Origin of the sequence: Photobacterium sp. Ph5, assembly GCF_022129445.1 — a bacterium.
Taxonomy (GTDB): domain Bacteria; phylum Pseudomonadota; class Gammaproteobacteria; order Enterobacterales; family Vibrionaceae; genus Photobacterium.
This window is the reverse complement of the sequence record NZ_JADQAQ010000031.1, coordinates 17,542-41,523: the sequence shown is the minus strand read 5'-3', so window position 1 is coordinate 41,523 and position 23,982 is coordinate 17,542. Positions and strand designations below refer to the sequence as shown.

Annotated in this window: 19 protein-coding genes; 4 read left to right on the top strand and 15 right to left on the bottom strand. The window is 43.4% G+C overall.

Annotated features, from left to right (window positions below; translation table 11 throughout):
* The first annotated feature begins 185 nt into the window (after positions 1–185).
* Positions 186–1,823 (top strand): methyl-accepting chemotaxis protein, encoded by a 1,638-nt coding sequence (locus tag I3259_RS12950; RefSeq protein WP_238030002.1) that lies wholly within the window; start codon positions 186–188, stop codon positions 1,821–1,823.
* 106 nt (positions 1,824–1,929) lie between these two features.
* Here I3259_RS12950 and fis read toward each other — a convergent pair whose 3' ends face one another.
* The 9 genes from fis to acs all read right to left on the bottom strand — a co-directional run bounded on the left by fis (position 1,930) and on the right by acs (position 11,116).
* Complete coding sequence (fis, locus tag I3259_RS12945; protein WP_005372656.1) at positions 1,930–2,226, bottom strand: DNA-binding transcriptional regulator Fis; 297 nt, start codon at positions 2,224–2,226, stop codon at positions 1,930–1,932.
* Positions 2,227–2,249: 23 nt separating this feature from the next.
* Positions 2,250–3,215: a tRNA dihydrouridine synthase DusB gene (gene dusB / locus I3259_RS12940; protein ID WP_199187146.1), complete on the bottom strand. Its 966-nt coding sequence runs from the start codon at positions 3,213–3,215 to the stop codon at positions 2,250–2,252.
* A 176-nt stretch (positions 3,216–3,391) separates the two neighbouring features.
* Positions 3,392–4,276 carry a 50S ribosomal protein L11 methyltransferase gene (prmA, locus tag I3259_RS12935; RefSeq protein WP_238030001.1) on the bottom strand — a complete coding sequence of 295 codons (885 nt, stop codon included), beginning with the start codon at positions 4,274–4,276 and terminating at the stop codon, positions 3,392–3,394.
* 163 nt (positions 4,277–4,439) lie between these two features.
* The gene (gene panF / locus I3259_RS12930) at positions 4,440–5,897 is read right to left on the bottom strand and encodes a sodium/pantothenate symporter (RefSeq protein WP_238030000.1); all 1,458 of its coding nucleotides are present in this window, start codon (positions 5,895–5,897) and stop codon (positions 4,440–4,442) included.
* Positions 5,890–6,171 (bottom strand): YhdT family protein, encoded by a 282-nt coding sequence (locus I3259_RS12925; protein ID WP_238029999.1) that lies wholly within the window; start codon positions 6,169–6,171, stop codon positions 5,890–5,892. The genes panF and I3259_RS12925 overlap by 8 nt, the downstream gene beginning before the upstream one ends.
* 197 nt (positions 6,172–6,368) lie before the next feature.
* A complete protein-coding gene (accC, locus tag I3259_RS12920) occupies positions 6,369–7,712 on the bottom strand; it encodes an acetyl-CoA carboxylase biotin carboxylase subunit (RefSeq protein WP_105061397.1) in 1,344 nt (447 codons plus the stop codon).
* A 14-nt stretch (positions 7,713–7,726) separates the two neighbouring features.
* Entirely contained in the window at positions 7,727–8,188 is a 462-nt protein-coding gene (gene accB / locus I3259_RS12915) for an acetyl-CoA carboxylase biotin carboxyl carrier protein (RefSeq protein ID WP_238029998.1), read from the bottom strand.
* Between the two features lie 27 nt (positions 8,189–8,215).
* The gene (aroQ, locus tag I3259_RS12910) at positions 8,216–8,668 is read right to left on the bottom strand and encodes a type II 3-dehydroquinate dehydratase (protein WP_238029997.1); all 453 of its coding nucleotides are present in this window, start codon (positions 8,666–8,668) and stop codon (positions 8,216–8,218) included.
* 498 nt (positions 8,669–9,166) lie between these two features.
* Entirely contained in the window at positions 9,167–11,116 is a 1,950-nt protein-coding gene (acs, locus tag I3259_RS12905) for an acetate--CoA ligase (protein WP_238029996.1), read from the bottom strand.
* Between the two features lie 385 nt (positions 11,117–11,501).
* Here acs and I3259_RS12900 point away from each other — a divergent pair, with 385 nt between their 5' ends.
* Both I3259_RS12900 and I3259_RS12895 read left to right on the top strand, forming a co-directional pair.
* Entirely contained in the window at positions 11,502–12,677 is a 1,176-nt protein-coding gene (locus I3259_RS12900) for a 3-phenylpropionate MFS transporter (protein WP_238029995.1), read from the top strand.
* 169 nt (positions 12,678–12,846) lie between these two features.
* Positions 12,847–16,299, top strand: coding sequence for a PAS domain-containing hybrid sensor histidine kinase/response regulator (locus tag I3259_RS12895; protein WP_238030011.1), 3,453 nt, complete (start codon positions 12,847–12,849; stop codon positions 16,297–16,299).
* Positions 16,300–16,384: 85 nt separating this feature from the next.
* On the opposite strand, the gene I3259_RS12890 is transcribed toward I3259_RS12895, so the two are convergent.
* The 6 genes from I3259_RS12890 to aspA all read right to left on the bottom strand — a co-directional run bounded on the left by I3259_RS12890 (position 16,385) and on the right by aspA (position 22,981).
* On the bottom strand, positions 16,385–18,088 hold the full coding sequence (locus tag I3259_RS12890; protein ID WP_005372636.1) for a sodium:solute symporter family protein: 1,704 nt from the start codon (positions 18,086–18,088) through the stop codon (positions 16,385–16,387).
* 11 nt (positions 18,089–18,099) lie between these two features.
* Complete coding sequence (locus I3259_RS12885; protein WP_238029994.1) at positions 18,100–18,366, bottom strand: DUF4212 domain-containing protein; 267 nt, start codon at positions 18,364–18,366, stop codon at positions 18,100–18,102.
* A 203-nt stretch (positions 18,367–18,569) separates the two neighbouring features.
* Positions 18,570–19,205 carry a response regulator transcription factor gene (locus tag I3259_RS12880; RefSeq protein WP_238029993.1) on the bottom strand — a complete coding sequence of 212 codons (636 nt, stop codon included), beginning with the start codon at positions 19,203–19,205 and terminating at the stop codon, positions 18,570–18,572.
* Between the two features lie 165 nt (positions 19,206–19,370).
* On the bottom strand, positions 19,371–19,943 hold the full coding sequence (locus I3259_RS12875; protein WP_238029992.1) for a thioredoxin fold domain-containing protein: 573 nt from the start codon (positions 19,941–19,943) through the stop codon (positions 19,371–19,373).
* Between the two features lie 135 nt (positions 19,944–20,078).
* Positions 20,079–21,386, bottom strand: a complete 1,308-nt coding sequence (locus tag I3259_RS12870; RefSeq protein WP_238029991.1) for an anaerobic C4-dicarboxylate transporter — start codon at positions 21,384–21,386, stop codon at positions 20,079–20,081.
* A gap of 131 nt (positions 21,387–21,517) precedes the next feature.
* Positions 21,518–22,981, bottom strand: a complete 1,464-nt coding sequence (gene aspA, locus I3259_RS12865) for an aspartate ammonia-lyase (protein WP_238029990.1) — start codon at positions 22,979–22,981, stop codon at positions 21,518–21,520.
* Positions 22,982–23,429: 448 nt separating this feature from the next.
* Between aspA and I3259_RS12860 the strand changes: the two genes are divergently transcribed.
* On the top strand, positions 23,430–23,945 hold the full coding sequence (locus tag I3259_RS12860) for an FxsA family protein (RefSeq protein WP_238029989.1): 516 nt from the start codon (positions 23,430–23,432) through the stop codon (positions 23,943–23,945).
* Positions 23,946–23,982: the final 37 nt, after the last annotated feature.

Genomic DNA, 23,982 nt, shown 5'->3' with positions numbered 1-23,982 from the left:
CGCATATATTAAAATTAAAAAAATTATCTAATGAGAAAGCATTATAGTAAAGCTATTTAGCAAGGTTGATATCTAGTTAATCACGCCTAACGTGTTGATTTAAGCTGTTTAGAACCTAATTAATCTTGTGCGTTATAGAGAAAGTATTTCACGACTAAACGTCATGATTAGGATAGGGAGGTTCTATGAATCCATCATTAACACATGCATCTATTCGTACCAAAGCTTGGATCATTTGGTTGTTATTTGCCATCGGTCTTATTTCTATTGCCATATTAAATATTTCTTCCACTAACCAACATATGCGAGCTAATTATGAGAGAGGCGTTAAGCAAATAGTAGAAGGAGCGGTAGGGGTCGTAAACCACTATCATACTCTTAGTACCAATGGCACATTGAGCGAAGAAGAAGCGCAAAAGCAGGCGCTGGCCGCAATTAACGCAATGCGTTTTGATGGCGGTAACTATATTTTTGCGGGAAACCGAGAAGGTTACCAAATCGCGACGCGTTTTGATGAAATGATGGGTACTGACATTTTGTCATTAAAAGATGGTAATGGCCGACGATTCGTTGAAGAGCTTTACAGTGTAGGTAAGCAAGGTGGTGGTTTTGTTGATTACATGTGGAAGTCATCGTCAGATCCTAATCAACTGATTTTAAAAACCAGCTATGCTGATTATTTTCATCCTTGGGGATGGATGATTGGTGCAGGAATAAATATCAAAGCTTTAAACCAAGATATTCAAGCTAGCCAATGGCTATCGTTTGTGAATGTTGCTGTTATTTTGGTAATTCTGTCACTATTGATGGCATATTTTATTCGTAGCATTACTTTACCGATTAAAAAAACCGTTGCTGCGATGCGTGATCTATCAACGGGAGAAGGCGATTTAACTCAGCGTCTAAAAGAAGAAGGCGGCCCAGAATTAATAGCGCTGGCAAAACACTTTAATCGTTTTGTCAGTTCTATTCAGACTATTATGCATAGTATTAGCGATGCTGGCTCACAGCTGACTCACTCTTCGCGTTGTTTATCACAGTCGGTGTTATCGGTGGATAGTAATTTAAATCAACAGAAAGAAGACACGGATCAACTTGTTGGATCGATGGGGGAAATGCTAACTGCGGTTGAAGAAATTGCAGGTAGAACGGTTGATGCGACAGATTTTAGTGTTAAAGCGGCGAAGCAAACAGAAGCGAGTAAAGTAATCATTCAACGTAATATTGAAGAGTCACAATTGCTTGCATTAGATATTGGTGAGGCCAGTAAAGTGATATCCCAACTCGCAATAGATAGTCGCAATGTTGATACGGTATTGGAAGTAATACGTGGTATTGCAGAGCAGACCAATTTATTAGCGTTAAATGCCGCGATAGAGGCTGCACGCGCCGGTGATGCAGGGCGAGGCTTTGCTGTTGTTGCTGATGAAGTCCGTACGCTATCACAGCGCACACAAGAGTCGACGATTGAAATTCAAACCATTATTGAAAAATTACAACAAGGTGCAGAGCAAGCGGTCGGTGTTATGAATCAAGGGGCTAAAAAAGCACAAAATGCCTCGGAGATCTCAGCCTCAGCAGGCGATGCATTAAACCTCATTGTCGAAGAAGTTCATGCGATACAAGGGATGAATCAACAGATCTCAGCGGCAACAGAGCAGCAATCATTAACCGTCAATAACATTAATCAAAATGTAGCGAGCTTGAATGATAGCTCGATATCATTGTCGACTGAATCCAATCAGATGTCGTCATCGAGTGAAGAGCTCAATCAAATATCAGAAGATCTGATGGTGACAATTCAGCGTTTTAAATTGCATTAAAGTATAGGGTTATTGGGGTTTTACAGAGCTAAATAGCAGCGAATAAAAAAGCCATGCCTGATGTAATAGGCATGGCTTTTTTATCATTAGCGAGAACTAGCTATTTTTAGTTCATGCCGTATTTTTTTAGCTTCTTACGTAGCGTACCACGGTTGATACCCATCATAGTTGCTGCGCGAGTTTGGTTACCGCGAGTGTACTGCATGATAGTATCTAGTAGTGGTTGTTCAACTTCTGCAAGCACAAGCTCGTACAGATCGTCGACTTCCTGACCATTTAATTGAGCAAGGTAGTTTTTAAGGGATGCCTTCACTGAATCACGTAGAGGTTTCTGTGTGATTTGGTCTTGTGAAGTTACAGTTGTTACTGTTAACGCTTCGGAAGTCAGATTTTGTTCGAACATAATTCTGTAAGCTCTTCTAGTATTTATGCAACGTTTTCGAAGTAGCCTTGCAGCGCATCAAGTTGCTGTTGGGCATCCTCGAGTGCGTTGAAGGTCTGGCGGAAATCACCGGCTGGTGCATGCTCTTTCAAATACCAAGACACGTGTTTACGTGCAATGCGCAGCCCTAGGTATTCACCGTAGAACTGGTGGAGTTCTTGAACATGTCCCAACATTATTTCACTGATCTCATCAATTGATGGCGCAGCGAGGTGTTCACCAGTTGTTAAGTAATGGTGGATTTCTCTAAAAATCCACGGCTTCCCTTGTGCAGGTCGGCCAATCATTAGAGCATCGGCACCCGTATAATCGAGTACAAAGCGTGCTTTTTCCGGGCTATCGATATCACCGTTAGCGATAACTGGGATCGAGATGGCTTGTTTCACCGCTCTAATGTAGTCATATTCCGCCTCACCTTTGTACATACATGCCTTGGTACGTCCGTGGAGGGCGAGGGCCTGTATGCCGCATTGCTCGGCGAGTTTGGCTATGTCGACACAGTTTCTATTTTCCAGATCCCAACCAGTACGGGTTTTAAGCGTAACGGGTACATCTACCGCATCTACCACAGTTCGAAGAATATCTTCGATGAGATTGGGGTACTGCAGTAGGGCAGAACCGGCTAATCGTTTGTTTACTTTCTTTGCTGGGCATCCCATGTTGATATCGATGATTTGCGCACCGTTTTCAACACTGAACTGCGCAGCTTCAGCCATCAACTTTGGATCAGCACCTGCTATCTGAACCGAACGAATACCTGATTCACCTTCGTGAACCATACGATTGAGCGATTTAGATGTCTTCCAGAGATCTGGGTTCGACGACATCATCTCGCTGACAGCCATACCTGCACCGTAGCGAAGGCATAACTCACGAAATGGCCGATCGGTCACACCCGCCATAGGCGCGACTATCAGCTGGTTTTTAAGTTGATAAGGACCGATCTGCAAAATGTCTCTACCTGACTGTGCCAGTAAGGGCGCGCATTTTACGCATTTTTTACGCTGCTGAAAAGGCCAATAATTGAGCATGATGATTTTGTTTACTAAAATCGTATGATTTTCAATCGATTGACCAATTAAATTTATAAATAAAAATCAGCAAGAGCACCCAAATTCTAGTGTGATTACGCCTTACGACCTGAGATACGACACCACTCTTCGCGTGCCATTACAGGGTCTAAAGTCAGTTCATCGCTATAGTAAGTTGATACATCTGCCGCTTGGCTTTCAAGTACACCTGAAATAGCTAAGTCGCCACCATCTTTAACAAGGCTCTTGATCACTGGTGATAGTTCACGCAGTGGACCCGCAAGGATGTTAGCAACTACAACGTCAGCTTGAATGCCTTGAGGCTGGTCTTGTGGAAGGTATAGCTCTAGGTTGTCAGATACACCGTTACGCTCAGCATTATCACGTGACGCTAAGATAGCTTGTGGGTCGATATCAATACCGATAACTTTTGCGGCGCCAAGTTTTAGCGCGGCAATAGCCAAGATGCCTGAACCACAACCAAAATCGATCACTGTTTTACCGGTTAGATCTTGACCGTCTAACCACTCAAGACACAGTGATGTTGTTGGGTGAGTACCTGTACCAAATGCTAAACCTGGGTCTAATAGCACGTTCACTGCGTCTGGCTCTGGCGCTTCACGCCAGCTAGGGCAGATCCATAGGCGACGACCGAAACGCATAGGGTGGAAGTTGTCCATCCACTCACGTTCCCAGTCTTTGTCTTCTAACTGCTCGATTTTATAAGCAAAATCATCAGCAATTAGCGGGCTGTTTTTAAGCATGTTCAGCACGAAATCCATGTCGGCTTCAGCATCATACAAACCAATTACATCGGTATCACCCCAAAGACGGGTTTCACCTGGCATAGGCTCGAAAACTGGCGTGTCTTGTGCGTCTAGGAAGGTAACCGACAGAGCACCAGTCTCTTCCATTAGCATGTCGCCAATTGCTTCTGCGCTCTCTGCAGTTGCGTTCAGTTTAATTTGAATCCAAGGCATGGTTTATTCGCTTATTTTGTGACTACTTGAACATAGGGGGCGAAGTCTAGCATGAAATTTCACCAATCCCCATTATCAGATGCCATTCTAGAGATAAAAAAAAGATAGTACCGACTGGCACTATCTTTAATGTAGTGGATTATTTAGCGTGATATAGCCGATTTTAGTCGCTTAATTGCGGTGTTTCTACTTTTGTTGGTTTAACGTAGCTACCAATCACAAAAGCAATTAAACCTAATAAAAGCGTTGGAACAATTGCGTGAACGCCATTCATATCTGGCTTACTAAATGACAAAATAATATAGCTACTCAAACCGACAATCATTGAAGCAAAAGCACCGGTTGCAGAGGCTTTTTTCCAATATAAGCCGAGTACCAGCGGCCATAAAAAGACGGCTTGTAAACTACCAAAGGCCAAAAGGTTAAGCCAAATGATCATATCTGGCGGGTTCATCGCGGCTATAAAGACTAATGCAGAGAAGATCCCTGTTACCCATAGTGATAGTTTCGGTAGACGTTTTTCTGCATGTTCATTGGTCGCAATACTTGGATTGATATAGTTAATATATAAATCTTTGAGCAGTGTTGCTGAAGCTTGAATAAGCTGTGAATCGATAGTCGACATAATCGCCGCCATTGGGCCTGCTAAGAACACGCCAGCTACAACAGGCGGCAATACGGTTACCATGAGAGTTGGCATGATTTGATCGGGGCTGGCGATATCTGGCACGATAGCACGACCTAATGCGCCTGCTAAGTGCATACCAAACATCAGTAGTGCCACCATTATGGTACTGAGTACCATGCCTTTGTGCAGAGAGTTACTGTCTTTATAAGACATACAACGTACCGCAGCATGAGGCAGACCTATCACACCAAAACAGACCAAAATCCAAAAACTCAACATAAAGGGCTGACTCAGAAAGTGATTCGGGCCGTAAGGGGTAATTAACGCCGGATCAATATCGTGAAGCTTGGTGACTAATGCGCCGATACTTCCGCCGGCATGCACGATCCCAACCAGTAACGCAATGGTACCGATGATCATCATCAAGCCTTGTAAAGTATCAGTCATCACAACAGCACGAAAGCCACCAATTGTGGTGTATAGACCTACAGTGATCGCAAAGATCATTAAGCCATGCATATATGATAAGCCTGTCACGGTTTGAAGCAATCGCGCACCGCCGACAAACTGTACGACCATGGTGCCAAAGAAGGCGATCAGTAATGACAGTGAAGCAAAAATGACAACGCCACGGTTTTTATAGCGAGCATAAAGGATGTCATTAAGGGTTAATGCGTTATGACGTCTCGCTTCGATGGCAAATTTCTTACCGAGTACACCAAGGGTCAGCCACGCTGCGGGTAACTGGATCATCGCAAGTAATACCCAGCCTAAGCCCATTTTATAGGCAGCCCCTGGGCCACCAATAAAGGTGCTGGCACTAGCGTAAGTAGCAGCAAGGGTCATCGCAAGGACAAAGCCGCCCATGCTACGTCCACCGACTAGGTACTCGGTAAGAAAGTTTCCTTTGCTTTGAAAGCGTCGGGTATAAAGTGCCATCGCAAAGACTGCGGCAAGGTACAGTACGATAGGAATAATGAGTTGGCTATTCATGGGGGTCTTCGTGGTTAATATCTAAGGGAAGATCTCGGTAGACGACTTTGACCATCACGCCGCACAGTACGGTAAAAATGATCGGGCCGACAATGCATGACATCAAGAACCAGAGTGGAAAGCCAAAATATAGGGTTGGCATGCTTAGATCACCGATAGTGGGTGCTAAGCCGTAGGCGGATAGGTACCACCAAAGAAAATAAGCTAACGCTAGTCCTATCGCCCAAAGTGCCTCTTTATGGGCTTGGCGATAGCGTGCTGAGAGCGTTTTCATGCTGTATCTCCAGTTGTTATCAAGTGTTTTCCTACTCAATACAGTGTAGTAACTAGTAGGGTTGGTCAAAAAGGTGGGCTATTGTGGCAAAAGATACTGTGTTATGCCATGTGAACCGATCAATCGAGGTGAATTGAGATTGTGTATAAACAAAAAAGACTACCCGAAGGTAGCCTTTTATCGTCAAGCAAGTGCGCTTATTGCAGACCGAGTTTCTTCTCAAGGTAGTGGATGTTTGCGCCACCTTTTTGGAAGTTCTCGTCAGCCATAATATCTTGCTGAAGCGGAACGTTGGTTTTAATACCGTCGATGATCATTTCGCTCAATGCATTACGCATACGAGAAATAGCGACATCACGATTTTCACCGTACGCAATTAACTTACCGATCATTGAATCGTAGTAAGGCGGTACTGTGTAACCTGAGTAGATGTGTGATTCCCAACGGATACCCATACCACCTGGCGCATGGAAACGCTCGATAGTACCAGGGCAAGGTAGGAAACGTTCTGGATCTTCAGCATTAATACGACATTCGATAGCATGGCCACGAATTTGAATATCGCTTTGACTAAATGACAGCGGTTGACCTGCGGCAATACGGAGCTGCTCTTTGATTAAGTCAACGCCAGTTACCATTTCAGTTACTGGGTGCTCAACCTGAATACGGGTATTCATTTCAATGAAGTAGAACTCACCGTTTTCGTAAAGGAATTCGAATGTACCTGCGCCACGGTAATTGATTTCTAAACATGCACGGGTACAACGCTCACCGATGTACTTACGCATTTCTTCTGTAATACCCGGCGCTGGTGCTTCTTCAACCACTTTCTGGTGACGACGCTGCATCGAACAGTCACGCTCACCTAAGTGAATAGCGCCACCTTGTCCATCAGCTAAGACTTGAACTTCAATGTGACGTGGGTTTTCAAGGTATTTCTCCATGTAAACCATGTCGTTATTGAAACAAGATTTTGCTTCAGCACGGGTCATTGCGATCGCTTCAGTCAATTCATTTTCTGAACGAACCACACGCATACCACGACCACCGCCGCCACCAGAGGCTTTGATGATCACAGGATAACCAATACGTTTAGCAAAAGATTTGTTCTTTGCTTCATCGTCATCAAGCGGGCCGTCAGAGCCAGGTACACAAGGAACCCCTGCTTTTTTCATTGCCGTAATAGCAGAAACTTTATCGCCCATTAGGCGAATAGTGTCAGCTTTTGGACCTACGAAAATAAAGCCTGAACGCTCAACTTGTTCTGCGAAGTCAGCATTTTCAGAAAGGAAACCGTAGCCCGGGTGGATAGCGACTGCACCTGTAATTTCAGCCGCACTGATAATACGAGGAATATTTAAGTAGCTATCGATACCGCGTGCTGGACCAATACATACTGACTCATCAGCAAGTAGAACGTGCTTAAGATCGCGGTCAGCAGTTGAGTGAACCGCAACCGTTTTAATCCCTAGCTCTTTACAAGCGCGCAAGATACGAAGTGCAATTTCACCTCGGTTTGCAATTACTAATTTATCTAACATAGCCAGAGCCTCGATTACTCGATGATGATAAGAGGCTGATCGAATTCAATCGCATCGCCGTCTTCTGCAAGAATAGCGACAACTTTACCAGCTTTATCAGCTTGGATTTGGTTCATCATTTTCATCGCTTCAACGATACATAGTGTGTCGCCGATATTCACTGATTGGCCAACTTCAACAAATGATTTTGCTTCAGGGCTTGGAGAGCGGTAGAAAGTACCAACCATAGGTGAAAGCACTGAGTGACCTGATGCAACTGGTGCGGGTGCTTCAGTTGCAGGTGTTGCTGCAACCGCTACAGGCGCAGGAGCCGTTGGCTGTTGTGCCATTGGTGCTGCCATGTATTGTTGTGGCATTGCTGTTGCTGGAACACTACGGCTGATGCGTACTGATTCTTCACCTTCAGAGATTTCTAGCTCAGCGATACCAGATTCTTCTACAAGCTCAATTAGCTTCTTGATTTTACGAATATCCATTTATATTTCTCTTTTTATATTGTTCAGTTAGCTATCTGTATGCAGGCGACGTACTGCTGCATTCAGGGCGAATTCATAGCCGTCAGGGCCTAAGCCACAAATCACGCCTACTGCTTTATCGGATAAGTAAGAATGATGACGGAAAGGTTCACGAGCGTGGACATTAGATAAATGCACTTCAATAAACGGAATAGCGACGCCGAGTAAGGCATCACGAAGGGCTACACTCGTATGAGTAAAAGCTGCAGGATTGATAATGATGAAATCGACCTTGCCATAAGCTTGATGGATTGCATCAATTAACACATGTTCCGCGTTAGATTGAATATGTTCTAATGCCACGCCTAATTGGGTCGCTTTAGCAGTGAGCCCATCAACCAGTTCAGTTAATGTTTGATGGCCATAATGACCCGGCTCTCGTAGACCTAGTAAGTTAAGGTTAGGTCCGTTTATTAATAAAATTCGTTTAACGGTCGACATCTTGACGTATTTTCACTTGTTTATGAGGTTAAACTCTAACAACTTGCAAGCTTATGCAATTTTGTTTCCGTGTGTCCGTTTTTTTACTGCTAAACGTTCATTGTTGAGCAATTATAGAGAATTCACCGCAAATCGCAGCAAAATACTGGTCTAATCACCACTTTTTTGTGCTAACACGTGTAAGCTGTAGTGAGGTGTGTTGTTACTATTAGAGGTTTTATCTTACGACAAGTTCATTCAACTAAGTGTAAGAATTTAGTGATAATTATGACTAAATTCGCAGCATTCCCACAACATGAAAAACGGTTAAGATCAGTAGATGATATTTGGCGAATAAATCAACAACAAAGCTGTCGATTTATTCAACATTGCGATCAAAGTAGCGTATTTTAGGTTGAAGATGCTGGTGGTTAGCTGAATTAAGTCCAGAAAATGATGATCTAAAAATAAAAAAGACCGCTATTGAGCGGCCTTTGTGTTGGATGAAGTGAAGTTGATTTACATCACTTTTTGTTTTTCTTCAATTAATCGATCAACAACGGTAGGATCGGCAAGAGTTGATGTATCACCTAAGGTTGAAGTATCACCAGTTGCTATCTTACGAAGAATTCGACGCATGATCTTACCTGAACGTGTTTTTGGTAATGCGTCTGTCCAATGTAAGAAATCTGGTGTAGCGATAGGGCCTATTTCCTTACGTACCCAGTTTTTCACTTCTTTATGCAGTTCAGCACTTGGAATTTCACCATCGTTTAGGGTGATGTAAGCGTAAATCGCTTGGCCTTTTATCTCATGTGGTACACCCACAATCGCCGCTTCTGCAATCTTATCGAAAGCAACGAGTGCAGATTCAATTTCAGCCGTACCCATACGGTGACCTGAAATATTTAATACATCATCAACACGACCTGTGATCCAGTAATAACCGTCTTCATCGCGACGAGCACCGTCACCAGTAAAGTACATGCCTTTAAAGGTAGAGAAGTAGGTCTGCTCAAAACGTTCGTGATCGCCCCAAAGCGTACGCATTTGACCTGGCCATGAATCGGTCATGACTAAGTTACCGTCAGTCGCGCCTTCAAGGATATTACCGACGTTATCAACGAGTGCTGGTTGTACACCAAAGAATGGACGCGTAGCAGATCCTGGTTTTAGTGCGGTTGCACCCGGTAGTGGGGTAATTAAAATGCCGCCTGTTTCTGTTTGCCACCATGTATCTACGATTGGGCAACGTTTGTCACCAATTGTACGGTGATACCATTCCCATGCTTCAGGGTTAATGGGTTCGCCAACAGAGCCCATGATACGCAGTGATGAACGGTTAGTACCTTCAATTGCTTCATCACCTTTCGCCATTAGTGCACGAATCGCAGTAGGTGCTGTGTATAAAATGCTGACTTGGTGCTTATCAACCACTTCACTCATGCGACTGGTTGATGGGTAGGTTGGCACACCTTCAAATAAAACGGTTGTTGCACCATTAGCGAGTGGTCCGTATACCAAGTAGCTGTGACCTGTGATCCAACCCACATCTGCGGTACACCAGTACACATCACCTTCTTGGTAATCAAAGACGTATTTAAACGTCATCGTGGCGTAAACGAGGTAGCCACCTGTGGTGTGAAGTACACCTTTAGGCTTACCCGTTGAGCCTGACGTGTAAAGAATAAATAGAGGGTCTTCAGCGTTCATTGGCTCTGGAGCACAGTGAGCCGAAGCTACAGCTGTTGCTTCATGCCACCATACATCGCGAGCATCATTCCAAGCGACTTCACCGCCTGTGCGTTTAAAGACAACCACTTTCTCAACCGTCGTTACTTCAGGGTTTGCTAGCGCGTCGTCTACATTTTTCTTAAGGGGAACGGCACGCCCACCACGCACGCCTTCATCTGCAGTAACAACCACTTTTGCATTTGAATCGATAATGCGACCAGCCAATGCTTCTGGAGAAAAGCCACCAAAGACGATAGTGTGCACCGCACCAATACGGGTACAAGCAAGCATTGCAATTGCCGCTTCTGCAACCATTGGCATGTAAAGACAAACGACATCACCTTTACGTACACCTTGACTCTTTAGGGCGTTAGCAAACTGACATACTTCTTGATGTAATTCATTGTAGGTTAAGGTGGCATCATCATTAGGATCATCACCTTCCCAAATAATAGCCGCTTGATCACCTTTGGTCGCGAGGTGGCGATCAATACAGTTAGCAGAGACATTAAGCTCACCGTCTTCAAACCATTTAATGCTGACGTGACCGGTATCAAATGAGGTGTTTTTAACTTTAGTAAATGGTGTCATCCAATCAACGATTTGGCCGTGTTCACGCCAAAAACCTTCAGGGTTAATCACTGATTGCTGATACATCTCACGGTATTGCTCTTCATTGATATGAGCTGTTTTTGCGATGGTCTCATTGACCGGATAAACGTGAACCTCACTCATCCTATTCTCCTTGAGTTCTTATACTTTCTGCGCCCTGCATCCTTAGCCGATGTAACAAGGGTGAGCAAACTGACTTTTTATAGTTGTTTTGTGCTGCCTATACGGTGTTCCATTTTGTGTATGTCTACAATTAGACTTTAGGATGAGAGAGCTAGATCAAAGGGAGTAAATGCGAGTTACATGGATTTTTCATGACAATTTGTAGGGGAATATCTGAACTGGAGTGATTGCGTGAGATAAATAAAAACAGAAAAGAGATCTCTATCGCACTATTAGAGTAATTACGTGTTGTTGGTGGGGTTAAATTGCGCGATGACATTAGTTTGAGAAGAAAACTACGTCATAATATGTTGCTTTTTTATTCACCACATTATGCGAGATCACTATGTTTACACGTTCGCCCTACAGTTGGAGCTCACAATACTTGTGGGGATTTTTCTTCTCTTACGGTGTTTATCTGCCATTTTGGGCTATTTGGTTTAAGCATATTGGAGTGGATGATTCTGATATTGGTTTGTTGTTGGGGTTAGGTTTTGCCGTTCGTTGCTTGGCTAATTTAGTCTTAACCCCGCGTATCCACAAAGTAGAGCATCTTATCCCTGCTTTACGAGGTTTTACTCTGCTCGGTCTGCTTGCTTGTATTCTTTATATTGTCGGTGGCGGGGGATTATGGGTACTTGCCGCTGTCACTATCTTATTTAATTTATCCGCTGGGCCTATTGTGCCAATTTCTGATGCTATCGTGAATCATTATGCAAAAGATGGGCATCTTGATTATGGTCGCACCCGTTTATGGGGCTCGATTGCCTTTATTGCGGGCTCAACGGTAGTAGGGATGCTGGCTAATCACTATGGTGCCGATATTATTCCGTGGGTGGCATTATCTGGATTAGCTTTCTCACAGTTAATGGCGGCAAGAAATCCTGCGATTATGCCATTCGATGAGGGAGGTTCTGAGCAAGTGCGTCCTGCATTGTGGGGAATTTTATGTAATGGTGCGGTGATTAAGTTGATTGTGATTGCGGCATTACTGCAAGGTAGTCATGCGGCTTATTATGGCTTTAGCTCTATCTATTGGCAGAAAATTGGTTTTAGTGAATCAATGATTGGTTACTTATGGAGCTTCAGTGTTGCGGCAGAAGTGATGGTATTTCTGGTTAGTAAGCGCTTATTTTCTGGTTGGTCGGTAAATAATATGTTCCGCTTAGCAGCATTCGGCGTCTTGGTACGATGGGGATTAACCGCCACTTTGACAGATCAATGGTTGATGTTTCCCATTCAAGCTCTACATGGCGTAACTTTTGCTGCTGCTCACTTAGCCGCGATTCGTTATATTCAACAACAGCCGAGTAACCATTCTGTCGCGCTGCAATCGCTATATAACGCGATCCCTCTTGGGGCGGTAATGGCAGTATTAACGTCGATGAGTGGGTGGATGTATGGTAATTGGGGCGCGAATGTGTTTTGGATCATGGCTGCGATGGCTTTTCCTGTGTTCTTTATTCGTTTAACACCACCTCAACAGATCGCGACGACGGAATATAAAATCAGTAAAGTATAGTGATTACTAACTTCTATTTTAAAGCGCAGTCTTGATGGCTGCGCTTTTTATTGCGACAAAGAAAAGAGAAGACTCACTATCTTACTGAGAGAACTGTGATCAGACAGGATTGAGTAATCTGTGACAACTTAGTTACAGTGGTGAATCAGTTTAAAAAGGATGATGTGTGATGGTACAGGGATGGATTGTTATAACCGTATCACTGGTATATCTCGGTGTACTGTTCGCGATTGCATGGTATGGCGATAAAAAAAGCCAATGGTTAGCAGGGTGGCGACCGTGGATATATAGTTTATCCATTGCGGTGTATTGTACCTCGTGGACTTTCTTCGGCACGGTGGGACAAGCTAGCCGTGAGCTGTGGTCTTTCCTCCCCATTTATCTCGCGCCAATTATCGTATTTACTTTAGGCTGGAAAGTCTTAGCTCGGCTGATCTTTATTGCTAAGCGTGAACACATTACTTCGATAGCCGATTTCATCGCGGCCCGTTACGGAAAATCGCAAGGATTAGCGATGCTCGTCACCGTGATTGCGGTGATAGGTATTTTGCCTTATATCGCGTTGCAGTTGCGTGGTATTACGTTGGGGCTTGAACAGATCTCGCCGAATTTAGGCGAGGTGTTTAATCAAGAAGGGCTAGATACTGCGTGGATAGTATCAGGTGTATTAGCATTATTTTCTATTTTGTTTGGTACTCGGCATATTGATTCTACCGAGCACCACCGCGGTATGATGATGGCGATAGCGTTTGAGTCATTGATCAAGCTTGCTGCGTTTCTCGCGGTCGGAATTTTTGCGCTGAGTTTATTTCAAACGGCCCCTCAGCTTAACGCACTAAGTTGGCAATCACTTACTTATACATCGCCTAATGTTGGTAGCCTATTTATTCATATGCTACTTACCATGGCGGCAATTATCTGTTTGCCTCGTCAATTTCATACCATTGTAGTGGAAAACCATAGCCAAGCTGATTTACATAAAGCCCGTTGGATTTTTCCTTGTTACCTGTTCTTAATGGGGATTTTTGTTATCCCTCTTGCTTTGATTGGCCAGCAATTACTGCCGAATGTGTTAGCCGATACTTACGTGATTAATTTGCCCTTACAGCAAGGTGCGAACGGCATTGCGCTACTCGCTTTTATCGGTGGTGCTTCAGCGGCGACAGGGATGGTCATTGTATCAACTATCGCTTTGGCAATTATGGTATCGAATGATTTAGTGATGCCATTAATGCTACGTCGAGTACGCATTGGACCGCGTAATTTTTCTGCCTTTTCAGGTTTATTATTAAATGTCCGTCGGGTGTTAATTGCGGTGTTATTACTTGCGGCATGGGGCTTTTACCATGTGCTAGATAACGTCCATTCACTGTCGGCGATAGGTTTATTATCATTTGCTGCGATTGCACAATTTGCCCCAGCGTTGCTCGGCGGTATTTACTGGCGCTTTGGTAATAAAAAAGGCGTGTATACCGGTTTAGTTGGTGGGATGACGATTTGGCTTATTACCATGATGAGCCAAACCAGTATGCTGGCAGGGGATGCGGGCAGCAATGTTTTACTGTGGTTATTAAGCCCACCGCAACTGCCTATTTTACGAAGTTTATCTTCCGTTGACTGGGGCATGTTGTTGAGTTTATGTGTCAATGTCAGTTTGTTTGTCGGGATTTCATTAATAACGCGCTCGTCACTCACTGAACGTTTGCAAGCGGCTTCTTTTGTTGGTGCCTCTCCTGCAGAAACAGAAGATGGGAGCTTATATCAAACCCGTGTGACGGTCGCAGAATTAGAAATGTTGGCTTCTCGTTTTGTTGGCCGTAAACGCGTTCGACATGCATTTGCTCAGTTTGCCGAGCAGCAAGATGATCATTTAGAGCCTCAACAACAAGCTTCTGCCAGTATGATCCGCCATACCGAAAGAGTATTGGCTGGCGTTTTTGGTGCTTCTTCAGCAAGGTTAGTGCTTACTTCCGCTTTGCAGGGGAGAAACATGCAATTAGAAGAAGTCGCAACGATTGTTGATGAAGCTTCTGAGTTGTTTGATTTTAGCCGAGGATTATTACAAGGAGCGATTGAACATATTAGCCAAGGTATTGCTGTGGTTGATAAACAGCTTCGGCTGGTGGCATGGAACCAACGGTATTTAGAGCAGTTTTCTTTTCCTCCGGGGTTGATCCAAGTCGGTCGCCCAATTACTGATGTGATTCGGTATAACGCTGAGCAAGGATTATGTGGCCCCGGCGATCCTGAAGCACATGTTGCTAAGCGAGTTGAGCATTTACAGCGGGGAACGGCACATACGTCATCGCGAATTCGCTCTGATGGGCAAGTGATAGAAGTGCAAGGTAACCCAATGCCTGGTGGTGGCTTTGTGATGAGCTTTAGTGATATTACCGCGTTTCGTCAGGTAGAAATGGCATTAAAAGAAGCTAATGAAAACCTTGAAGCGCGAGTCAAAGAGCGAACTCAACAGCTTGAACAACTGAATCATCAATTAATGATAGCCACCCAGCAAGCTGAGCAACAAGCGCAATCAAAAAGTCGCTTTTTAGCGGCGGTCAGTCATGATTTGATGCAACCGCTTAATGCTGCACGCCTTTTTTCATCGTCGTTAACCGAAGTCGCTGAGGGTAAAGAAAGTGCACGTCTAGCCACTCATATTGAAAGTGCATTAGGTGCGGCAGAAGATCTGATTGGAGATCTATTAGATGTCTCTCGTTTAGAAGCCGGTAAATTACAAACGCATATAGTGCCGTTTAAAGTCAGTGATGTATTCAATACATTATCAGCTGAATTTGGTGCTTTAGCACAGCAACAGCAGATCACCTTTGATGTGGTATGCAGTGATGCGGTGATCATTTCAGATGCCAAGCTCTTACGCCGTGCTTTGCAAAATTTCTTAACCAATGCCTTTCGTTATAACCCTAGCGGTAAAGTGTTGTTAGGTGTGAGACGTCGAGGTCTGCGTTTACAGATTGAAGTTTGGGATAATGGACCAGGGATCCCGACAGAAAAGCAGACCAATATTTTTGATGAATTTACTCGTATAGAGCAAACAGGGAGCGAGCATGGCTTGGGGTTAGGGCTGGCGATTGCACGTGGGATCTCACGGGTATTGGATCATCCATTAGATTTACGCTCATGGCAGGGAAAAGGCACGGTATTTTCGTTATCAGTACCATTAGGTAATGCGTCTATGCTAGCAGCTTGTACACAGGCATCTACAACCGAGAGCAAAGCGCCATTAGCTGGGCTAAAAGTACTATGTGTCGATAATGAAAGTGATATTTTATTAGGAATGGAAACCTTACTCACTCGCTGGGGCTGTAAGGTTAAATTAGCTGAAAATCTTGATGAAGCTATGTGTGCTCTCGATCAACAGTGGCAACCTGATGTGATCTTTAGTGATTACCATTTATCCCATCAACAAACAGGATTAGAAGTTTTGCTGCAATGCCGTTCAAGGTTAGGTGATAGTTTTAAAGGGGTGGTGATTAGCGCAGATAGAATGACCGAAAATCAGGCCGCGATCCGAGGGCATGGTTTTGGATTTATTAGTAAACCGGTTAAGCCATTAAAGCTTCGTACGGTACTGAATCAATGTTTGCCTGTAGATGCGTAATGTGAATTAGCACAAAGAAAAAGGCGGAGTCCAATGGACTCCGCAAAAGCTAGGGAAGTATAGCTAAGGAGAAGTGAGGTGTTACTTAGTGATCTTGGGCAGCGCCAGAGCCTTGAGGGAAGCGGATAGATTCCACCATCTCTTGGACATCGTCAGGTACTTCGGCAGTAAACTTATTCACCACAATTGCGACAACAAAGTTTAAACACATACCGAGAGTACCGATCCCTTCTGGGCTAATACCAAAGAACCAGTTGTCAGGTGTACTTGCTGCAGGGTTAATAAATTTGAAGTAAATAATGTAGGCTGCAGTGAAAGTAATACCCGAAATCATGCCTGCTATCGCCCCTGATTTATTCATCTTCTTATAGAAGATCCCAAGAATAATGGCAGGGAAGAAAGATGCGGCGGCTAAGCCAAATGAGAAAGCAACCACTTGAGCAACAAAGCCCGGTGGATTGATCCCTAAGTAACCTGCACCCACAATCGCTACGGCGGCACCAATACGGGCAGCGAGTAACTCTTGTTTGTCGGTCATGTTCGGTTTGAAGCCTTTTTTCAGTAAATCATGTGAAATCGAGGTGGAGATCACCAGTAGTAACCCCGCAGCGGTTGATAGTGCGGCAGCCAAACCACCGGCGGCAAGAAGGGCGACAACCCAGTTAGGTAATTTAGCAAGTTCAGGGCTAGCTAATACAATGATGTCACGGTTGATTTTCATCTCGTTGCGATCATCGCCAGAGTAGAACATCTTGCCATCATTATTTTTATCTTCCCACGCCACAAGGCCCGTTTTTTCCCAGTTTTTCACCCAACCTGGTGCTTGCTCAGCAGGAACCCCTTTCATGTCTGGACCGTTAATCGTATCAATCATATTTACACGGGCAAATGCAGCAACCGCAGGTGCCGTGGTGTAAAGGATAGCGATAAAGACTAATGCCCAACCTGCTGATACACGCGCATCTTTTACTTTTGGTACAGTAAAGAAACGGATAATAACGTGTGGTAGACCTGCAGTACCTACCATAAGAGCGGCACAGATAAAGAACACATCTACCATGCTCTTAGAGCCATCAGTGTAGGCGGTAAAGCCAAGTTCAGTGGTTAAGCCATCGAGTTTTTCAAGCAGATATGTTTCAGAACCATTGACCGTTGATCCTAAACCAAATTGTGGAATAGGTGAGCCAGTCATCATTAAAGAAGTAAAAATAGCGGGAACCATGAAGGCAAAAATTAACACACAGTATTGTGCGACTTGGGTGTAGGTGATCCCTTTCATGCCGCCCATTACGGCATAGAAGAAGACGATCCCCATACCGATAATGATCCCCATGTTGATATCCACTTCTAAGAAACGAGCGAATACCACTCCAACCCCACGCATTTGGCCTGCTACATAAGTGAATGAAACAAAAATGGCACAGAACACAGCCACCATGCGGGCAGTTTTAGAGTAATAACGATCGCCGATAAAATCAGGTACGGTAAATTTACCGAATTTACGTAAGTAAGGTGCCAGACATAACGCTAATAATACGTAGCCACCTGTCCAACCCATTAAGTAGACGCCACCATCGTAACCAATGAATGAGATGATCCCCGCCATTGAAATAAATGAGGCTGCTGACATCCAGTCTGCTGCTGTTGCCATGCCATTAGCGACAGGATGAACACCACCGCCTGCGACATAGAACTCACTGGTTGATCCCGCACGAGCCCAAATGGCAATGCCGATATAAATGGCGAATGTAATGCCGACTAGAATAAAGGTCCAAGTTTGAATATCCATTTGACGCTTCCTTAATCTTCCTGAACGTTGAATTTACGATCGAGAGCATTCATGCGATTAACATAAACAAAGATCAGAACGACAAAGGTATAAATCGCTCCTTGCTGTGAGAACCAAAAACCTAACTTGAAGCCACCAATTTGAATGGTATTGAGGGCATCAACAAATAAGATCCCAGCGCCATACGACACACCAAACCAGATTGCGAGTAGCGATCCCATGATACTGAGATTTTCTTTCCAATAGGCTTGTGCTTGCTCCTTGGATGCGAACGCCATTGTTATCTCCTTCACAATTACAAATACAATATTTGTTGTTAATAAATTGTTACAAGGAAACAATAGCAATGAAAGTAGATTCTATCTGTGCAACTTTAGTCGAGGGGGAAAAAGCAAAAACGCCCAGATAAGGGCGTTTTTGTGAGTAGACAATCGCTTTTATGGTCTAATTATTGATTAGGATTAGCCTAAAGTCTAAAGGGTTAATCATTTAGATCGAGCTGTTGTAGCAATATAACGGCTTGGGTTCTATTTTTTACTTCAAGCTTGCGAAATATCGCGGTCATGTGTGCTTTGATTGTCGCTTCAGAAACGGTTAGCTCATAAGCGATCTGTTTGTTGAGCAAGCCATCTGACAACATGCCTAATACTTTATATTGCTGTGGTGTTAGGGTGGCGACTTTATCTGCTAGGTCCCGATAAGCTTGATTGTTATCTGTGATGTCTTCAGGAAAAAAAGGTTCTCCATCGAGGACTTGATTCAGTGCTGAGATCAACGCACGCATATCACTTGATTTTGGAATAAATCCAAACGCACCATGACTATGGACCTGACGAATGACTTTTTCTTCTTCGCTGGCTGAGATCACAACTGTCGGTAATTCGGGGTATTGCTGACGGAGTTGGATTAATCCAGACATGCCATTTGCGCCAGGCATTTTGAGATCGAGTAAGAGCAAATCGACATCGGACTCTTTTTCTAACAACGAAAATAAAGAATCAAGGGAGTCTGCCTCGAGAAGGTTGGCACCGCTAATCGCCATATGGACCGATTGGAACAGGGCATTACGAAACAGAGGATGATCATCGGCGATAATGATAGTGTGCTGAGCTTCCATAGCAGTACTTATTTTTATTATTAATAAACTAACGCTAACACTTCACTGATCTCTGCGCAATTTTCATACCATAAAGATCGGATGTTGATCCTCTATCACTGGTTTGAGATGTAATACGCGATGCTTGTTTTGTTAAATGTGCCTCTTTTTAATAAGGATATTTGTTTACTGTGCTTGTTGGCTGAGATGATGACTAAATTTCTCGGCAGGCATTAAACCGGTGACGCGGGATTGAGGGGAGGTATTTCCCTTACTATCCCAAAATAATAAGGTCGGGAAACCGATAACCTTTAAGTGCTGCATTAATGCCAAATCTTGGGCGGTGTTTGCTGTTACATTGGCCTCTAGTAAGGTGTATTTTTGTAATTGTTGCGCTACTGCTGGCGAGGGAAATATTTCTTTTTTATAGGCAATACAAGGCGTACACCAGTCAGCTGTTACATCTAACAATACTGGTTTATGTTGGCTTGCGGCTTCGGCTAATGCCAGATTTAAATCATCAATAGATTGGATTGAGATAAAAGTTGGTATAGGCGAGAGGTGAGCTTGGCGCTCTAAATGTTTGATTGTAGTAAAAAGGAAAATAGAGCACAGGCCAATAATGATCCCAAGCCCAATACTGTATAACCCTTTATATGGGATAGGGTGGCGACAGATAAACCAGAGTGTCCCGCAAGATAATAGGATACAGATGATGGTTATAGCCATGATAATTGGGTAATTCGTTAATAACATCATAGTGATAACTCTTATCTTTCGGGATGTTATTAGCTTAGCAATAATTTCTCAAATTTGTGTAAATGGATGTCAAAGTTAAGACAAAAAAAAGATTGCTCAAGAGCAATCTTTTTTTATCAGTGGAGGGCTTTCTACTTAAAGTAAGAAGCCACCAACAACAAAACCAAGTGCTACGGAAGTCGCTATCGTAACGACACCAGGGACAAAGAATGGGTGGTTAAATACAAGGTTACCAATACGGGTGGAACCTGTGTCATCCATCTCAACGGCTGCCAAAAGTGTTGGGTAAGTTGGCAGAACGAACAATGCACTTACTGCTGCAAATGAAGCTATCATGGTTAGCGGTGCGACGCCAATTGCCAATGCTGCTGGCATCAGTGCAACAGTTGTTGCGCCCTGAGAGTAAAGTAGCATTGATGCAAAGAATAATACCAGTGATAGCATCCATGGGTAGTCACCTAATAGAGAGCCAGCAACTTCCTTAATACCATCAACGTGTGCATTAACAAATGTTGAACCTAACCAAGCCACACCTAATACACAGATACAGGCTGTCATACCTGAGCGGAACGTTGGTGCAGAAGCAATTTTTGATGCATCAATCTTACATAACCAAACTGTTGCTGCGGCTGCTGTTAACATTACCGACATGATTGCTTCGTTACGACCTAGAGTTGGGTTGTCAATTAAACCAATAGAGTGCGAGATAGCAGCGGCGTAGCAAACGACAAAGATAATCGCGACTAAAAAGATGTAAGTTGCACGTTTTGCTTCAGGCTTAATTTCTCGACGGCTTGTATTCTCAGCCGTTACTAGACCTTTTGCTAGACGTTCTTGATAAATAGGATCGTCTTTTAGTTCACATCCCATAAAATTAGCAACAAAAGCGCCAACCATACAAGCAATGAATGTTGTAGGAATACAGATTGCTAGCAGTGTTACGTAGCTTACGCCGATAGGTTCTAAAATACCGGAGAAAGCAACAACAGCCGCAGAGATTGGGGATGCAGTAATCGCAATTTGTGAGGCAATAACAGCAATAGAAAGGGGACGAGAAGGGCGAATACCTTGGCCTTTAGCCACTTCAGCAATAACCGGTAAGGTTGAAAATGCGGTATGTCCTGTACCTGCCATTACCGTCATTAAATAGGTCACGATTGGCGCATAGAAGGTAATGCGCTTGGGATTTTTACGCAGAAAATCTTCAGCAAGTTGAACTAGCCAGTCCATACCGCCCGCGACTTGCATAGCTGCAATAGCGGTGATCACTGACATGATGATTAAGATAACATCGACAGGGATAAATGATTGGCTGGTAGGTACACCTAACACTAGCGATAAAACAATTACACCGGCACCACCGGCAAAACCAATCCCGATACCACCAATTCTTGCCCCTAAAAAGATAAAGGCAAGGACAACAAATAGCTCTACTCCAATCATATAATTTTTCCTGTTTGAAAGTTTAAAAATATAAGTTAAAAATAAAAAGTTTGAGGTAAAAACAAAAAATTTCGCAAAAAAAAGCGGATCCTCTAGTGAAAATCCGCTGTTTTACTCATGTAGCGCAATGCTTAGTTATAGCGTTGTGCTTTGTATTGAGGGTGCATTAAGTTTTCGATGGAGAAGATATCATCTAATTGTTCTTCCGTCAGCAAGCCGCGCTCTAGAACAACTTCACGAACACTCTTACCGGTTTCAGCACAGATCTTACCTACGATATCGCCTTCATGGTGACCAATGAATGGGTTTAAGTAAGTCACGATGCCGATAGAGTTAAATACGTAGCTCTCACAGACATCTTTATTCACGGTGATGCCTTCGATGCACTTCTCACGTAAATTAACACATGCATTTTTCAGTAAGCTGATTGATTCAAATAATGCTTGACCAATAACAGGCTCCATCACGTTCAGTTGAAGCTGGCCGGCTTCTGCAGCAAAAGTAATGGTTGTATCGTTACCAATCACTTTAAAGCACACTTGGTTAACCACTTCTGGGATAACTGGGTTTACTTTTGCCGGCATGATAGAAGAGCCTGCCTGCATTTCAGGAAGGTTAATTTCGTTAATACCTGCACGAGGACCAGAAGAAAGTAAACGTAGATCGTTACAAATCTTAGATAGTTTCACAGCCGTACGTTTTAACGCGCCGTGAACCATAACATAAGCGCCACAGTCGGATGTTGCTTCGATCAAGTCTTCTGCTGGTGTAACAGGTAGACCTGTAATTTCAGCTAGACGTTGAACTGCTAAGTGCTGGTAACCCGTTGCAGCGTTTAAGCCTGTACCGATAGCCGTTGCACCTAGGTTGACTTCAAGCAGTAGTTGCGCGGTGTAATGCAGGTTTTTGATTTCTTCTTTTAACAATACACTATAAGCATGGAACTCTTGGCCTACCGTCATAGGTACTGCGTCTTGTAGCTGAGTACGGCCCATTTTTAAGATGCTAGCAAATTCCGTTGCTTTCACATCGAAGGCTGTCTTTAGGTACTCTAATGCTTCAAGCATGTTAATGATGCTGTTATATACCGCAACGCGGAAACCGGTAGGGTATGCACAGTTAGTTGATTGTGACTTGTTTACGTGATCATTTGGGTTAATGATGTCATATTCACCTTTCTCTTTGCCCATTAGTTCAAGAGCAAGGTTTGCAATCACCTCATTGGTATTCATATTTACAGAGGTGCCAGCACCACCTTGATATACATCAGAAGGGAACTGATCCATGCAACGACCTGTTTCTAAAATAAGATCACATGCTTGTTCGATGTAGTTACCAACCTCTGAAGGGATCGCGCCTAATTCTTTGTTCGCCATCGCAGCCGCTTTTTTGGTGAAGACCATGCCGCGAACAAACTCAGGTACGTCTGAGATAGTGGTGTTAGAGATATTAAAGTTTTCGATTGCACGTAGAGTGTGAATACCCCAATACGCATCTGCTGGAACGTGACGCTCACCAAGAAGATCTTCTTCGATTCTAGTTGCAACATTCAGTGTTGCTTCGTTATTTTTTTCAAGATCAATCATCTGAGACATAATATAGCCCTTTGGGAATCTTTTAATAAAATCAATAATTAAGCCAACTATTTAAGCAAAGAATCCGTTTCGCTAAGTTGAAGTAAGATGATCGTACCTGACATCTTAATTGGTGCTGATAATACTCCCCTGATTGACTAAAAACATAATCCAGATCACTTTTTACGTGAGCCTGAAAATATTTGCACAGAAACGCGATCATACTCACAAAAGTTGTTAACAGATAAGGGCTTTATTTATCTTGAAATGAAAATAAATAACAAAATATGAATAAAATGTTTGGGCGTGAAATGTGTTTTTAAGACCTAGTTCAAATTTAGCGATTGAATTATTTGTTAACGATTTTTTATCTTGGGCGACACGGTATTTAGGGGGTAAACATGTAATACTATATTGAGTCATTCAGTGCTTTAAATAACTGATACGTTATAAAAGAAAGAGGTTAGGTGTGTTTGCAATATTAATGCTGCTTTTTATTGCTGTTCCAATGATTGAAATTGGCTTATTTATTCAGGTTGGTGGTTTTTTAGGTTTTTGGCCAACCATGATGTTAGTGTTTATTACCGCCGTCGTTGGGGCTTCTTTGGTGCGTAGTCAAGGTTTAGCGACATTAATGTCTGTACAAACTAAGATGCAGCAAGGTGAAATGCCAGCACAAGAAATTGTTGAAGGTGTATTGTTAGCCGTAGCAGGTGTGTTATTGCTCACGCCTGGATTTATGACAGATGTATTAGGCCTGTGTATTTTACTGCCGCCTATTCGCGCAAAAATGGCACTGCAATTAATGCGGCGCGTAAAAGTGCAGAGCAACTTTAATCAGTTTGGTGGCGGTTTTAGCTCGGGGTTTGATGGACAATCAACGGGGCCGTTTAGTCATAAGAATGATAACGGTGATGTGTTTGATGGTGAGTTTGAGCGTAAAGATGATCAAAATGATAACCATCAAAACCCTCGCTTAAAGTAACTCTTTACTCTCGCGGTATAAAAAATTATGAATAAAA